10 protein-coding genes and 5 tRNA genes are annotated in these 14105 nt (G+C 41.5%); all 15 read left to right on the top strand.

Features of this window, described 5'->3' with window-relative positions; translation table 11 throughout:
* The first annotated feature begins 4 nt into the window (after window positions 1-4).
* The 15 genes from hpf to rpoC all read left to right on the top strand — a co-directional run bounded on the left by hpf (window position 5) and on the right by rpoC (window position 14098).
* Window positions 5-352 carry a ribosome hibernation-promoting factor, HPF/YfiA family gene (gene hpf, locus NAF19_RS10050; protein WP_252789912.1) on the top strand — a complete coding sequence of 116 codons (348 nt, stop codon included), beginning with the start codon at window positions 5-7 and terminating at the stop codon, window positions 350-352.
* Window positions 353-596: 244 nt separating this feature from the next.
* Window positions 597-669, top strand: a tRNA-Thr gene (locus NAF19_RS10055).
* Window positions 670-735: 66 nt separating this feature from the next.
* Window positions 736-816 (top strand) — tRNA-Tyr (locus NAF19_RS10060).
* Window positions 817-913: 97 nt separating this feature from the next.
* Window positions 914-986: transfer RNA gene (locus tag NAF19_RS10065), tRNA-Gly, on the top strand.
* A 125-nt stretch (window positions 987-1111) separates the two neighbouring features.
* A tRNA-Thr gene (locus NAF19_RS10070) sits at window positions 1112-1183 on the top strand.
* A 71-nt stretch (window positions 1184-1254) separates the two neighbouring features.
* Window positions 1255-2442, top strand: a complete 1188-nt coding sequence (gene tuf, locus NAF19_RS10075) for an elongation factor Tu (RefSeq protein WP_252789913.1) — start codon at window positions 1255-1257, stop codon at window positions 2440-2442.
* 125 nt (window positions 2443-2567) lie between these two features.
* Window positions 2568-2638: transfer RNA gene (locus NAF19_RS10080), tRNA-Trp, on the top strand.
* Between the two features lie 23 nt (window positions 2639-2661).
* A complete protein-coding gene (gene secE, locus NAF19_RS10085) occupies window positions 2662-2856 on the top strand; it encodes a preprotein translocase subunit SecE (protein ID WP_252789914.1) in 195 nt (64 codons plus the stop codon).
* 14 nt (window positions 2857-2870) lie between these two features.
* Entirely contained in the window at window positions 2871-3413 is a 543-nt protein-coding gene (gene nusG, locus NAF19_RS10090; RefSeq protein WP_252789915.1) for a transcription termination/antitermination protein NusG, read from the top strand.
* A 174-nt stretch (window positions 3414-3587) separates the two neighbouring features.
* The gene (gene rplK, locus NAF19_RS10095; RefSeq protein ID WP_252789916.1) at window positions 3588-4028 is read left to right on the top strand and encodes a 50S ribosomal protein L11; all 441 of its coding nucleotides are present in this window, start codon (window positions 3588-3590) and stop codon (window positions 4026-4028) included.
* Window positions 4029-4055: 27 nt separating this feature from the next.
* Window positions 4056-4754, top strand: coding sequence for a 50S ribosomal protein L1 (gene rplA / locus NAF19_RS10100; protein ID WP_252789917.1), 699 nt, complete (start codon window positions 4056-4058; stop codon window positions 4752-4754).
* A 3-nt stretch (window positions 4755-4757) separates the two neighbouring features.
* Window positions 4758-5276 carry a 50S ribosomal protein L10 gene (gene rplJ / locus NAF19_RS10105; protein WP_252789918.1) on the top strand — a complete coding sequence of 173 codons (519 nt, stop codon included), beginning with the start codon at window positions 4758-4760 and terminating at the stop codon, window positions 5274-5276.
* A gap of 62 nt (window positions 5277-5338) precedes the next feature.
* Window positions 5339-5722: a 50S ribosomal protein L7/L12 gene (rplL, locus tag NAF19_RS10110; protein ID WP_252789919.1), complete on the top strand. Its 384-nt coding sequence runs from the start codon at window positions 5339-5341 to the stop codon at window positions 5720-5722.
* 168 nt (window positions 5723-5890) lie between these two features.
* Window positions 5891-9694, top strand: a complete 3804-nt coding sequence (gene rpoB, locus NAF19_RS10115; RefSeq protein ID WP_252789920.1) for a DNA-directed RNA polymerase subunit beta — start codon at window positions 5891-5893, stop codon at window positions 9692-9694.
* A gap of 117 nt (window positions 9695-9811) precedes the next feature.
* A complete protein-coding gene (gene rpoC, locus NAF19_RS10120) occupies window positions 9812-14098 on the top strand; it encodes a DNA-directed RNA polymerase subunit beta' (protein WP_252789921.1) in 4287 nt (1428 codons plus the stop codon).
* The last annotated feature ends 7 nt before the right edge of the window (window positions 14099-14105 follow it).

The raw sequence follows: 14105 nt of genomic DNA on the forward strand, positions 1-14105 counted from the left end.
AATCATGAAAATCACAGTGCAATCTATTCGTTTTAATGCAGACAAGAAGTTATTGGATTTTATTCAGAAGAAGACCGATAAGCTTGACACCTATTACGACCACATTATTAGTGGTGAGGTTTACCTGAAATTAGAGAATGTTGAAGATGAAGCCAATAAAATAACGGAGATTAAACTGATGCTGCCGGGGAATCAAATATTTGCCAAAGAGCAATGTAAAACGTTTGAAGAAGCTACCGACCTGGCAATTGAGAGCCTGAGAAAACAAATTGAAAAGCATAAACAAAAGAAAACCGTTGCCGCGGCTGCCGCAAAAAAGGCAGTTTTATTAGCCACAGAGGACGAGTTTTAAGTTAAATAAACAGTATTTTTTTATTTAAATCGGTGGGTATCAGCCCGCCGATTTTTTTTTAGAAAATAAATTTTGTTCAGCATTAAAAATGTGTAAATTTGCAATCCCTTTCAGAGAGGTATGTAACACGCCTCTCCAAGTTAAAAGGGTTGGTTCTTTAAAATAAAAAAATACAGCCTTATTAATTAACCGGTATAATTCCGATGTTAAATTAACTGATGGAATTAAAAGGGTAATAAATTAAGCCTCCTTAGCTCAGCTGGTAGAGCGACTGACTTGTAATCAGTAGGTCATTGGTTCGATCCCGATAGGAGGCTCTGTTAATTTCGGAAGCGTAATGTTTAGCTTCAACTTTGGACATTGCAAATCCGAAATCAACAAATGGGGGGATACCAGAGCGGTCAAATGGGACGGACTGTAAATCCGTTGCTTCGGCTACGAAGGTTCGAATCCTTCTCCCCCCACAGAAATGAATTAGTGAGGGTTGAATTAGTGAATTGGTGATTGAATTTTTATAATTCGATAAATCACTAATTCGCTAATTCATTCATTAATTAAAAAGCGGAAGTAGCTCAGTTGGTAGAGCGATAGCCTTCCAAGCTATAGGTCGCGAGTTCGAACCTCGTCTTCCGCTCAATAATATGTCGGATTTCGAAATTTCGATTTCGGACGTTTAAAAAAGATGGCTGGACGCCGGGTAAATTGTTGACAAAGGATTTAAATCTGAAATCGAACATCCGAATTCCGAAATCAAAATTAGCCGACGTAGCTCAGGGGTAGAGCACTTCCTTGGTAAGGAAGAGGTCATGGGTTCAAATCCCATTGTTGGCTCAATATTATAACAAGTATATAATAGAGTGCATTTTTAAGTATAAATTAACCTACAAATAATAAAATAAATCATGGCAAAAGAAAAGTTTGACCGCAGTAAACCGCACTTAAACATCGGTACTATCGGTCACGTTGACCACGGCAAAACAACCCTTACAGCGGCTATCACAAAAGTATTAAGTGATGCAGGTTTATCAGAAGCCCGTTCATTTGATTCAATTGACTCAGCTCCTGAAGAAAAAGAACGTGGTATTACTATTAACACAGCGCACGTTGAGTATTCAACTGCAAACCGTCACTATGCTCACGTAGATTGTCCGGGTCACGCTGACTATGTAAAAAACATGGTTACAGGTGCTGCACAAATGGACGGTGCGATTATAGTAGTGGCTGCAACAGATGGTCCGATGCCACAAACTCGCGAGCACATCCTGTTAGCACGTCAGGTAGGTGTACCTTCATTGGTTGTATTCATGAACAAAGTGGATATGGTTGATGATCCTGAATTATTAGAATTAGTTGAAATGGAAATCCGCGAATTATTATCGTTCTATGATTTCCCTGGTGATGATATCCCTGTTATTCAAGGTTCGGCTCTTGGTGGCTTGAACGGCGATCCAATGTGGGTTGGTAAGATTATGGAGTTAATGGATGCTGTAGATAGCTACATTCCAATTCCTCCGCGTTTAACTGAGCTTCCATTCTTAATGCCTGTTGAAGACGTATTCTCGATCACTGGTCGTGGTACTGTTGCAACCGGTCGTATTGAGCGTGGTGTTATCAACTCAGGCGAGCAAGTTGACATCCTTGGTATGGGTGCTGAAAACTTAAAATCAACTGTAACAGGTGTTGAAATGTTCCGCAAGATCCTTGATCGTGGCGAAGCTGGTGACAACGTAGGTTTATTGTTACGTGGTATTGAAAAAACTGATATCCGTCGTGGCATGGTTATTTGCAAACCAGGTTCAGTTAACCCGCACACTGATTTTAAAGCAGAAGTTTACGTATTATCAAAAGCAGAAGGTGGCCGTCACACTCCATTCTTCAATAAATACCGTCCGCAATTCTATTTCCGTACAACTGACGTAACCGGTGAGATTTCATTGGCTGAAGGTGTAGAAATGGTTATGCCAGGTGATAACGTTACCATCACTGTAAAGCTGATCAACGCTATCGCTATGGAAAAAGGCTTACGTTTCGCTATCCGTGAAGGTGGCAGAACAGTAGGTGCCGGTCAGGTAACTGAAATTTTAAAATAACCCCCTAACCTCTGCCGAAAGGTGGAGATTAAGGTTAGGTTAGGGTTAATTTCAACGCAAAGTACTTAGCTTTTTAGCTAAGTACTTTGTTAATAAAAAACATCCCTTTGAGGATATACTAATAAACGGGAATAGTTCAATGGTAGAATAGAGGTCTCCAAAACCTTTGATCAGGGTTCGAATCCTTGTTCCCGTGCATTAATACAGTAAACTAAAAAGATGGCTAACGTATCTGAGTATATTAAAGAGAGCTATATTGAGCTAACCGAAAAAGTTACCTGGCCAACCTGGAGAGACCTGCAAAACAGTTCGATCCTTGTATTGGTTGCGGCGCTTATAATTGCATTAATAATTTCGTTAATGGATCAAAGCATACACTTTTTGCTGCAGCAGTTTTATACATCACTAACCTAATTAATTAAGTAACGATGAGTGATCAGTTAAAATGGTACGTGGTGCGGGCTATAAGCGGCAAGGAAAAAAAGGTAAAGCAATATATCGACGCCGAAATTAATCGCTTGGGTATTACACATTTAGTTCCGCAGGTTTTAATACCTACTGAAAAATATTACCAGATGCGCGACGGGAAAAAGATTGCAAAAGAACGCAATATTTTGCCCGGTTACGTGTTAATGGAGGCGCAACTTGATGCTGAAATTGAGCACATCATCAAAAACATTAATAGCGTAATTGGCTTTTTGGGCGACAAACAAGGTAACGCCATCCCGATGCGCCAGGCAGAAGTTAGCCGTATTTTAGGTAAGGTTGACGAAATGACTGCACAAGGCGAAACAATGAATGTTCCGTATTTTGTAGGCGAGGGTGTAAAAGTTATGGACGGCCCTTTCAATGGTTTCAGCGGCGTTATTGAAGAGATTAACGAAGAAAAGAAAAAACTGAAAGTAATGGTGAAAATATTCGGGCGCCGTACACCGCTTGAATTAAATTACATGCAGGTAGAGAAAGAGTAGTGAAATTTCGGATGTCGGATTTTCGATATCGGAATTTAAATATAAAAAATATACGATTTTGTGTTGAAGGTGGTAAATCCGAAATGGAACATCCGAAATTCGAAATCATCAAAGATCTTAAATGTTACTTAGCTTCCACTTACTAACATTGAGTTACAAATTAAATAAATAAAAATGGCAAAAGAAGTCGGTGCGATGGTGAAGCTGCAGGTAAAGGGTGGCGCTGCAAATCCATCACCCCCAATTGGCCCAGCATTGGGTGCAAAGGGTGTGAACATAATGGAATTTTGCAAGCAATTCAATGCACGTACCCAGGATAAACCTGGTAAAGTGCTTCCTGTGCTTATTACTGTTTATGTTGACAAATCTTTCGAATTTATCATTAAAACTCCTCCCGTTGCAATCCAGTTACTGGAAGCAACAGGTTTAAAGAGTGGTTCGGCCGAACCCAACCGTAAAAAGGTAGCCAGTGTAAACTGGACCCAGGTTGAGACGATAGCCAAAGATAAAATGGTGGATTTGAATGCATTTACAGTAGAATCAGCCATGAAAATGGTGGCAGGAACTGCCCGCAGTATGGGGATAACCGTATCAGGTACGGCACCCTGGAATTAATTAATTTATACAAATCAGTTTAAGACAGTGGCTAGATTAACAAAAAATCAAAAAGTGGCAGTCTCCAAAATTGAGGCAAACAAGGCGTATTCCTTACAGGATGCAACATCTTTGGTAAAAGATATTACTAATACCAAATTTGATTCATCTGTTGATATTGATGTTCGTTTAGGTGTTGATCCGCGTAAAGCCAATCAAATGGTGCGTGGTATTGCAACCTTACCTCATGGAACCGGTAAAACTGTACGTGTATTGGTGCTTTGTACTCCTGATAAGGAACAAGAAGCTAAAGATGCAGGTGCAGATTACGTAGGTTTGGATGATTATATTGCCAAAATTGAAGGTGGATGGACTGATGTTGATATTATCATCACTATGCCAAGTGTTATGGCGAAGGTTGGTCGTTTAGGTCGTATTTTAGGCCCGCGTAACCTTATGCCAAACCCAAAATCAGGTACAGTAACTCCCGAAGTTGGGAAAGCTGTAACTGAGGTTAAAGGTGGTAAAATTGACTTCAAGGTTGATAAAACCGGCATCATTCATGCCTCAATAGGAAAAGTATCTTTCCCTGCTGATAAAATTTACGAAAATGCACTTGAAGTATTACAGGTGATTTCGAAATTAAAACCTTCAGCAGCAAAAGGAACATATTTTAAGAGTATTCATATCTCTTCAACCATGTCGCCTGGAATTGAAATTGAAACTAAAACAGTAGCGGGGATCTAAATCATGACTAAAGAAGAAAAACACGAATTAGTAATCGCCCTTACTGAACAAATGAAGGATTTTGGTAATTTTTATATTACTGACACCTCAAATTTGACGGTTGCAAAAGTAAATGATATTCGCCGTAAATGTTTCGAAAGCGACATTACCATGAAAGTAGCAAAAAACAGCCTGATACAAAAGGCTATGGAAGCTGCCGGTGGCGATTACACCCAGATGTTTGATGTTTTAAAAGGTTCATCTTCAATTCTTTTCTCAAAATCAGCTACTGCCCCGGCAAAGTTGATTAAGCAGTTAAGGAAGAAAAGTGACAAACCGATTTTAAAAGCAGCTTACATTGATTCAGCGATATTTATCGGTGATAACCAGATAGACACTTTGATTGCATTGAAATCAAAAGAACAACTGGTTGGAGAAATCATTGGATTATTGCAATCACCAGCTAAGAATGTTATTTCTGCACTGCAATCAGGCGGAAATATATTGGCAGGCGTTGTAAAAACATTACAGGAAAGAGGTTAACCGGACACCTAAAAGTTCGATATTAAAAAACAAAAAGCATTAAAAGTAAAATTTAAAATAAAATGGCGGATTTAAAAGCGTTTGCTGAACAGTTGGTAAACTTAACAGTAAAGGAAGTAAACGAATTAGCTCAGATCTTAAAAGACGAGTATGGTATTGAGCCTGCTGCTGCAGCTGTTGCTGTTGCTGCTGCTCCTGCTGGTGGCGATGACGCACCTGCTGAAGCTGCAGTTCAAACTGCATTTGACGTTATCCTGAAAGAAGCAGGTGGCGCTAAATTAGCAGTTGTTAAATTAGTAAAAGACCTAACCGGCCTTGGTTTGAAAGAAGCTAAAGACTTAGTTGATGGTGCACCTAAAGAAGTAAAAACTGGTGTTACTAAAGAAGAAGCTGAATCTCTTAAAAAACAATTAGAAGAAGCCGGAGCAGTAGTTGAGGTTAAATAAGTTAACCCATAATAAAATGGCATCAGACTCCGACCTTTTTGGTCGGGGTCTATTGCTGTTTATATAGATCAGGTTATTGCTTTTTAGTGATTTCGGTAATATTCTGAATATCAACATCTACCAGAAAACATCTACACCAGTTTATTAATAAACTAAAATTTTATTCCCTTGGCAAACAAAATTAATCAAAGAGTAAATTTTGCGACCAGCAGAAAGGTATTGGATTATCCCGATTTTCTTGATGTTCAGTTGCAATCTTTCCAGGAATTTTTTCAATTGGAAACTACCTCAGACAACCGCTACAAAGAAGGTTTGTTTAAAGTGTTTGCTGAAAATTTTCCTATCTCCGATTCAAGAAACATCTTCGTTTTAGAGTTTCTTGATTACTTTATTGATCCGCCACGTTACGATATACAGGAATGTATTGAGCGCGGATTAACTTACAGTGTGCCTTTAAAAGCCAAGCTTCGCCTGTCGTGTAACGATGAGGAACACGAAGACTTTGAAACTATTGTACAGGATGTATACCTGGGAACTATCCCTTATATGACACCCAAAGGTACCTTTGTTATCAATGGTGCCGAGCGTGTAATTGTATCGCAGTTACACCGTTCGCCAGGTGTATTTTTTGGCCAAAGCCGCCACACTAACGGTACAAAATTATACTCTGCCCGTGTTATCCCTTTCAAAGGTTCATGGATTGAGTTTGCTACCGACGTTAACAACGTGATGTATGCTTACATCGACCGTAAAAAGAAATTCCCGGTTACTACTTTGCTGCGCGCAATTGGTTACGACTCTGATAAAGATATATTAGAATTGTTTGAACTGGCCGACGAGGTTAAAGTAAGCAAATCAGGCCTGAAGAAATTCATTGGCCGCAAGCTTGCTGCAAGGGTGTTGAAAAAATGGGTTGAAGACTTTGTGGACGAAGATACCGGCGAGGTTGTTTCTATTGACCGTAACGAAATTATCCTGGAGCGTGAAACCGTGCTGGAAGATGATCATATTGATATGATTATTGACGCAGGTGTTAAAACTATCATCCTGAACAAGGAAGATGCTGCTACCAGCGGTGATTACACCATTATATATAACACTTTACAGAAAGATACTTCGAATTCGGAGAAAGAGGCGGTTGAGCATATCTACCGTCAATTACGTAACGCTGAACCACCTGATGAGGAAACTGCCCGTGGTATCATCGATCGTTTATTCTTCTCTGATAAAAGATATGATTTGGGCGATGTGGGACGTTACCGCATCAACCGTAAATTGAAGTTGACTACCAGCGACGAGACTAAAGTTTTAACCAAGCAGGACATCATCGCGATTGTTAAATATTTGATCAAGTTAATCAACTCAAAAGCTGAGGTGGATGATATTGATCACTTGTCAAACCGTCGTGTTCGTACTGTTGGCGAGCAGCTTTATGCTCAGTTTGGTGTTGGTTTAGCACGTATGGCCCGTACCATCCGCGAGCGTATGAACATTCGTGACAACGAGGTGTTTACACCAACCGACCTGATCAACGCACGTACGCTTTCATCGGTTATCAACTCGTTCTTCGGTACCAACCAGCTTTCACAGTTCATGGACCAAACCAATCCACTGGCAGAGATTACGCACAAGCGTCGTCTGTCAGCCCTTGGGCCCGGTGGTCTGTCACGTGAGCGTGCAGGTTTTGAGGTTCGTGACGTACACTACACCCACTACGGTAGGTTATGTACTATTGAAACTCCGGAAGGACCGAATATTGGTTTGATATCTTCGCTTTGCGTACACGCAAAAATCAACAACTTAGGCTTTATCGAAACGCCATACAAACGTGTGGTTGACGGTAAAGTACAGGTGCAGGAAGATGTTATCTATTTATCTGCTGAAGATGAAGACGGTAAAACTATCGGCCAGGCAAACGCGCATTATGACGATAAGGGTGTATTTGCACTACCTAAAGTTAAAGCACGTTTTGAAGGTGACTTCCCGATTATTGATCCTGAGAAACTGGATCTAATGGACATTGCTCCAAACCAGATTACATCAATTGCTGCGTCGTTGATTCCGTTCCTTGAACATGATGATGCTAACCGTGCCTTGATGGGTTCGAACATGCAGCGCCAGGCAGTGCCTTTATTGCGCCCTGAAGCTCCTATTGTTGGTACAGGTTTGGAAGGCCGTGTTGCGAAAGACTCTCGTACCCTGATCAACGCTGAAGGCGATGGTGTGGTTGAGTATGTTGATGCAAACGAAATCCGTATTAAATATGACCGTAACGAACTTGACCGCTTAATCTCTTTTGATGGCGATACAAGAAGCTACAGGTTAACGAAGTTTAAGAAAACTAACCAGAGCACTACCATGAACCTTAAGCCTATCGTTAAAAAAGGCCAGAGGGTATCAAAAGGAGAGGTGCTTTGCGAAGGATATGCAACACAGGCAGGTGAGCTGGCCCTTGGTCGTAACCTGAAAGTGGCGTTCATGCCTTGGCAAGGTTATAACTTTGAGGATGCGATTGTAATATCTGAGCGTGTAGTATCGCAGGATATATTTACATCGCTTCACGTTGAAGAGTTTGAGCTTGAAGTGCGTGATACCAAACGCGGTGAAGAAGAATTGACACCGGATATCCCTAACGTATCAGAAGAAGCTACTAAAGACCTTGACGAAGACGGTATTATCCGTGTAGGCGCTGAGGTTAAAGAAGGCGACATCCTGATTGGTAAGATTACCCCTAAAGGCGAATCTGACCCATCTCCGGAAGAAAAACTGTTACGTGCTATATTTGGTGACAAAGCAGGTGATGTTAAAGATGCATCCCTGAAAACTCCTCCATCTATCGCAGGTGTGGTTATTGATACTAAATTGTTCAGCCGTGCTAAGAAAACTTCGAAAGCCGAAGAAAAAGCACAGTTGGAGAAACTTGATAACAAGCACGACAAAGCAGTAAAAGATCTTAAAAATACTTTAATTGAGAAGTTATTTGAGATAGTGAACGGCAAAACATCACAAGGTGTTTACAACGTTTACAAAGAACTGCATGTGCCTAAAGGTGTAAAATTCACGCAAAAAATACTGGTTGAGCTTAATTATGAAAATATTAACCCAACCAAGTGGACAACTGATGACGATAAAAACGACCAGATAAAAACCCTGCTTCACAACTACAACATTAAGTTGAATGAGGAACTGGGTGCTTACCGTCGTGATAAATTTGCTATCAGCGTGGGTGATGAGCTGCCATCAGGTATAGTTCAAATGGCTAAAGTTTACATCGCTAAAAAGCGTAAGCTTAAAGTGGGTGATAAAATGGCGGGCCGTCACGGTAACAAAGGTATTGTTGCACGTATTGTACGTGACGAAGATATGCCTTTCCTTGAAGACGGAACACCGGTTGATATTGTGTTGAACCCGCTGGGTGTACCTTCACGTATGAACCTGGGCCAGATTTACGAAACAGTATTAGGCTGGGCTGGTAAAGAGCTTGGAATTAAATTCGCAACCCCGATTTTTGATGGTGCAAGCCATGAAGAAGTGGAAGAGTGGGTTAAAAAGGCAAACTTACCTGAATCAGGCCGTACTTACCTGTACAATGGCTTGACCGGCGACCGTTTTGACCAGCAGACCACTGTAGGTATTATCTACATGCTGAAACTGGGCCACATGGTTGACGATAAGATGCACGCACGTTCAATTGGGCCATACTCATTAATTACACAACAGCCATTGGGTGGTAAAGCCCAGTTTGGTGGTCAGCGTTTTGGTGAGATGGAGGTTTGGGCACTGGAAGCATTCGGTGCATCAAACATACTGCAGGAAATATTGACCGTTAAATCGGATGATGTTATCGGCCGTGCCAAAACATATGAGGCTATTGTTAAAGGCGAAAACCTGCCAACACCGTCAGTTCCAGAATCATTCAACGTATTGGTTCACGAATTAAGAGGTTTAGGTTTGGATATAACGTTAGAATAAAGGTTGTTGTAAAGTTGTAAGGTTTGAATCTGTAATTTATCGCAGCATTAAAACCTTACAACATTTCAACTTTGCAACATTCCAACCTTTCAACAACAATTAAAAACAAAGGAGACTATGTCTTACAAAAAGGATAATAAAATCAAGAGTAATTTCACCACAATTACCATCAGTTTAGCTTCGCCTGAATCTATCCTGGAGCGTTCAAGCGGTGAAGTTTTAAAACCTGAAACCATTAACTACAGGACCTACAAGCCTGAGCGTGATGGTTTATTCTGCGAGCGTATTTTTGGTCCGGTTAAAGATTATGAGTGCCATTGCGGTAAATACAAGCGTATCCGTTACAAGGGTATTGTTTGCGACCGTTGCGGTGTTGAAGTAACCGAAAAGAAAGTCCGTCGCGAGCGTATGGGCCACATCAACCTGGTGGTGCCTGTTGCGCATATCTGGTACTTCCGTTCGTTGCCAAACAAAATTGGTTACTTACTGGGCCTACCAACAAAAAGACTTGACTTAATCATTTACTACGAACGTTATGTAGTAATCCAGCCTGGTATTAAAGAAGCTGACGGAATCAACAAAATGGATTTCCTGACCGAAGAAGAATACCTTGATGTATTGGATACCTTACCAAAGGAAAACCAGTACCTGGACGACAAAGATCCGCAGAAATTTGTGGCTAAAATGGGCGCCGAGGCTTTAGAGGAGTTGTTAAAACGCCTGGACCTTGACGAACTTTCATTTAGCTTGCGTCACCAGGCTGCAAACGAAACTTCACAGCAACGTAAAAACGAAGCTTTGAAACGTTTACAGGTTGTTGAAGCTTTCCGCGATGCAAAAACAAGGATTGAAAATAACCCTGAGTGGATGATTGTTAAAATCGTTCCGGTTATCCCGCCTGAATTGCGCCCGTTAGTTCCATTGGAAGGCGGCCGTTTTGCGACGTCAGATTTGAACGACTTATACCGTCGTGTAATTATCCGCAACAACCGTTTAAAACGTTTGATTGAGATAAAAGCGCCGGAAGTTATACTACGTAACGAAAAACGTATGCTGCAGGAAGCTGTGGATTCGTTGTTCGATAACTCACGTAAAGTAAACGCAGTGAAAACTGAAGGTAACCGTGCTTTGAAATCACTTTCAGACATCCTGAAAGGTAAACAAGGCCGTTTCCGCCAGAACTTATTAGGTAAACGTGTGGATTATTCGGCACGTTCGGTAATTGTTGTAGGGCCAAACCTTAAACTACACGAGTGCGGTTTGCCGAAAGATATGGCCGCCGAGCTGTTTAAACCATTTATCATCCGCAAAATGATTGAGCGTGGTGTGGTTAAAACAGTAAAATCTGCCAAAAAGATTGTTGACCGGAAAGATCCATTGGTTTGGGACATTTTGGAAAACGTATTGAAAGGCCACCCTGTATTGCTAAACCGTGCGCCAACGCTGCACAGGTTAGGTATCCAGGCTTTCCAGCCAAAATTGGTTGAAGGTAAGGCTATTCAATTGCACCCGTTAACCTGTACCGCCTTTAACGCGGATTTTGACGGTGACCAGATGGCTGTGCACGTACCGCTTGGTAACGCAGCAATTTTGGAAGCCCAGGTATTAATGCTTGCATCACATAACATCCTTAACCCTGCTAACGGAACACCAATTACAGTACCTTCGCAAGACATGGTGCTTGGTTTGTACTACATAACCAAAGGCCGTAAAACAGATGAAGGACGCGTTGTAAAAGGCGAAGGCTTGACCTTCTATTCTGCTGAAGAAGTAATTATAGCTTATAACGAACGTAAGATTGATCTGCACGCCTTTATTAAGGTTAAGGGTATGATCAAAGAACGTGACGGGCATATAGTGAGCAAAATTATTGATACTACTGTAGGCCGCGTGTTGTTTAACCAGCATGTTCCGGTTGAGGTAGGTTACATTAATGAATTGCTGACCAAGAAATCACTACGCGATATTATTGGCGAGGTAGTGAAAATTACCGGTATGGCACGCGCAGCCCAGTTCCTTGATGATATTAAGGAGTTAGGTTTCAGAATGGCATTCCAGGGTGGTTTATCATTTAACCTTAAAGACATTAATATCCCTGCTGAAAAAGTTACATTAATTGCCCAGGCCTCTAAACAGGTTGAAGAGGTAATGGGTAACTACAACATGGGCTTTATTACCAATAACGAGCGTTACAACCAAATTATCGATATCTGGACCCGTATCAACAACCGCTTAACAGCGAATGTGATGGAAATTCTTTCGAGTGATAACCAGGGCTTTAACTCTGTTTATATGATGCTTGACTCAGGTGCACGTGGTTCTAAAGAGCAGATTCGTCAGCTTGCAGGTATGCGTGGTTTGATGGCTAAGCCTCAGAAATCGGGTTCGGGTGGTGAGATTATCGAGAACCCGATCCTTTCGAACTTTAAAGAAGGTTTGTCGGTATTGGAGTACTTCATTTCAACTCACGGTGCACGTAAAGGTTTGGCGGATACAGCGTTAAAAACTGCGGATGCTGGTTATTTAACGCGTAGGTTGCATGACGTTGCCCAGGATATGATTGTTGGTACAGTTGATTGCGGTACTTTAAGAGGTATATACACAACCGCCCTTAAAGATAACGAGGATATTGTTGAGCCATTGTACGATCGTATTTTAGGCCGTACCACTTTGCATGATGTGCTTGACCCTATTACCAATGAATTATTGATAACAGCCGGTGAAGATATTACCGAAGAGATTGCCAAGAAAATTGAAAACTCGCCGCTGGAAGGTATCGAAATACGTTCGGTATTAACCTGCGAAAGCAAACGCGGTGTGTGTGCATTGTGCTATGGGCGTAACCTTGCAAGCGGTAAACGTGTGCAAAAAGGTGAAGCTGTTGGTGTAATAGCTGCACAGAGTATCGGTGAGCCGGGTACACAGTTAACACTGCGTACATTCCACGTGGGTGGTACCGCATCAAACATCGCTGCTGAATCGCAGATTAACGCAAGGTTTGATGGTATCATTGAATTCGAGAACGTTCGTACAGTTGAATACAAAACCGAAGAAGGTTTGGTAGAGGTTGTGTTAGGCCGTTCGGGCGAGTTCCGTATTGTTGAGGAAGGTACTAACAAAGTTATTGTTACCAATAACATACCTTATGGTGCTTACCTGTACATTAAGGACGGAAGTAAAATAACCAAAGGCGACCGTATCTGTTCATGGGATCCGTACAATGCGGTAATTATATCTGAATTTGCGGGTGTTACCAAATTTGAGGCTGTTTTGGAAGGTATTACTTTCCGCGAAGAATCAGACGAGCAAACAGGTCACCGCGAAAAGGTAATTATCGACACCCGGGATAAAACCAAAAATCCTGTTATACAGGTTGCTGATAATAAAGGAAACATTATTAAAGGCTATAACATCCCGGTAGGCGCTCACATTGCTGTTGATGAAGGTGAAAAACTGCAAACAGGACAGGTTATTGCTAAAATTCCTCGTTCAACCGGTAAAACCCGGGATATTACAGGTGGTTTACCACGTGTAACCGAGTTATTTGAAGCACGTAACCCATCGAACCCTGCGGTAGTAACCGAAATTGACGGTGTCGTAACTTTAGGTGGTGTGAAACGTGGTAACCGCGAAATCACCATCGAATCGAAAGACGGACAGGTTAAAAAATACCTGGTTCCATTGTCGAAACACATCCTTGTACAGGATAACGACTTTGTGAAGGCAGGTATGCCATTGTCTGACGGTTCGATATCGCCTGCTGATATCCTTGCCATTAAAGGCCCTGCAGCAGTGCAGGAGTACCTGGTAAATGGTATACAGGAAGTTTACCGCTTACAAGGTGTGAAAATTAACGATAAGCACTTTGAGGTGATTGTTCACCAGATGATGCAGAAGGTAGCTATTGAAGATGCCGGCGATACCCGTTTCCTTGAAAGGGAAGCAGTTGACAGCTGGGATTTCATGCTGGAAAACGACGACATCTTTGACAAGAAGGTGGTTACAGAACCAGGTGATTCAACAAGCTTAAAATCAGGCCAAATAGTTTCGGTAAGAAGGCTGCGCGATGAAAACTCAATTTTGAAACGTAAAGATTTAAAATTGGTTGAAGTACGTGATGCAATCGCTGCAACCTCGAGCCCGATGCTGCAAGGTATAACAAGAGCATCGTTAGGTACTAAATCATTTATCTCGGCTGCATCGTTCCAGGAAACTACCAAGGTTCTGAACGAAGCTGCGATTGCAGGTAAAAAGGATTTGATGCTTGGCTTGAAAGAAAACGTTATTGTAGGTCACTTAATTCCTTCAGGAACAGGTCTGCGCGAATACGAAAATATCCGTGTAGGTTCGCAGGAAGAATTTGATCGCCTGATGGCTTCAAAAGCTGAAGAAATAGAAGCTTAAAATTATA

The sequence above is a fragment of the Mucilaginibacter flavidus genome (assembly GCF_024055575.1).
Taxonomy (GTDB): Bacteria; Bacteroidota; Bacteroidia; order Sphingobacteriales; family Sphingobacteriaceae; genus Mucilaginibacter; species Mucilaginibacter flavidus.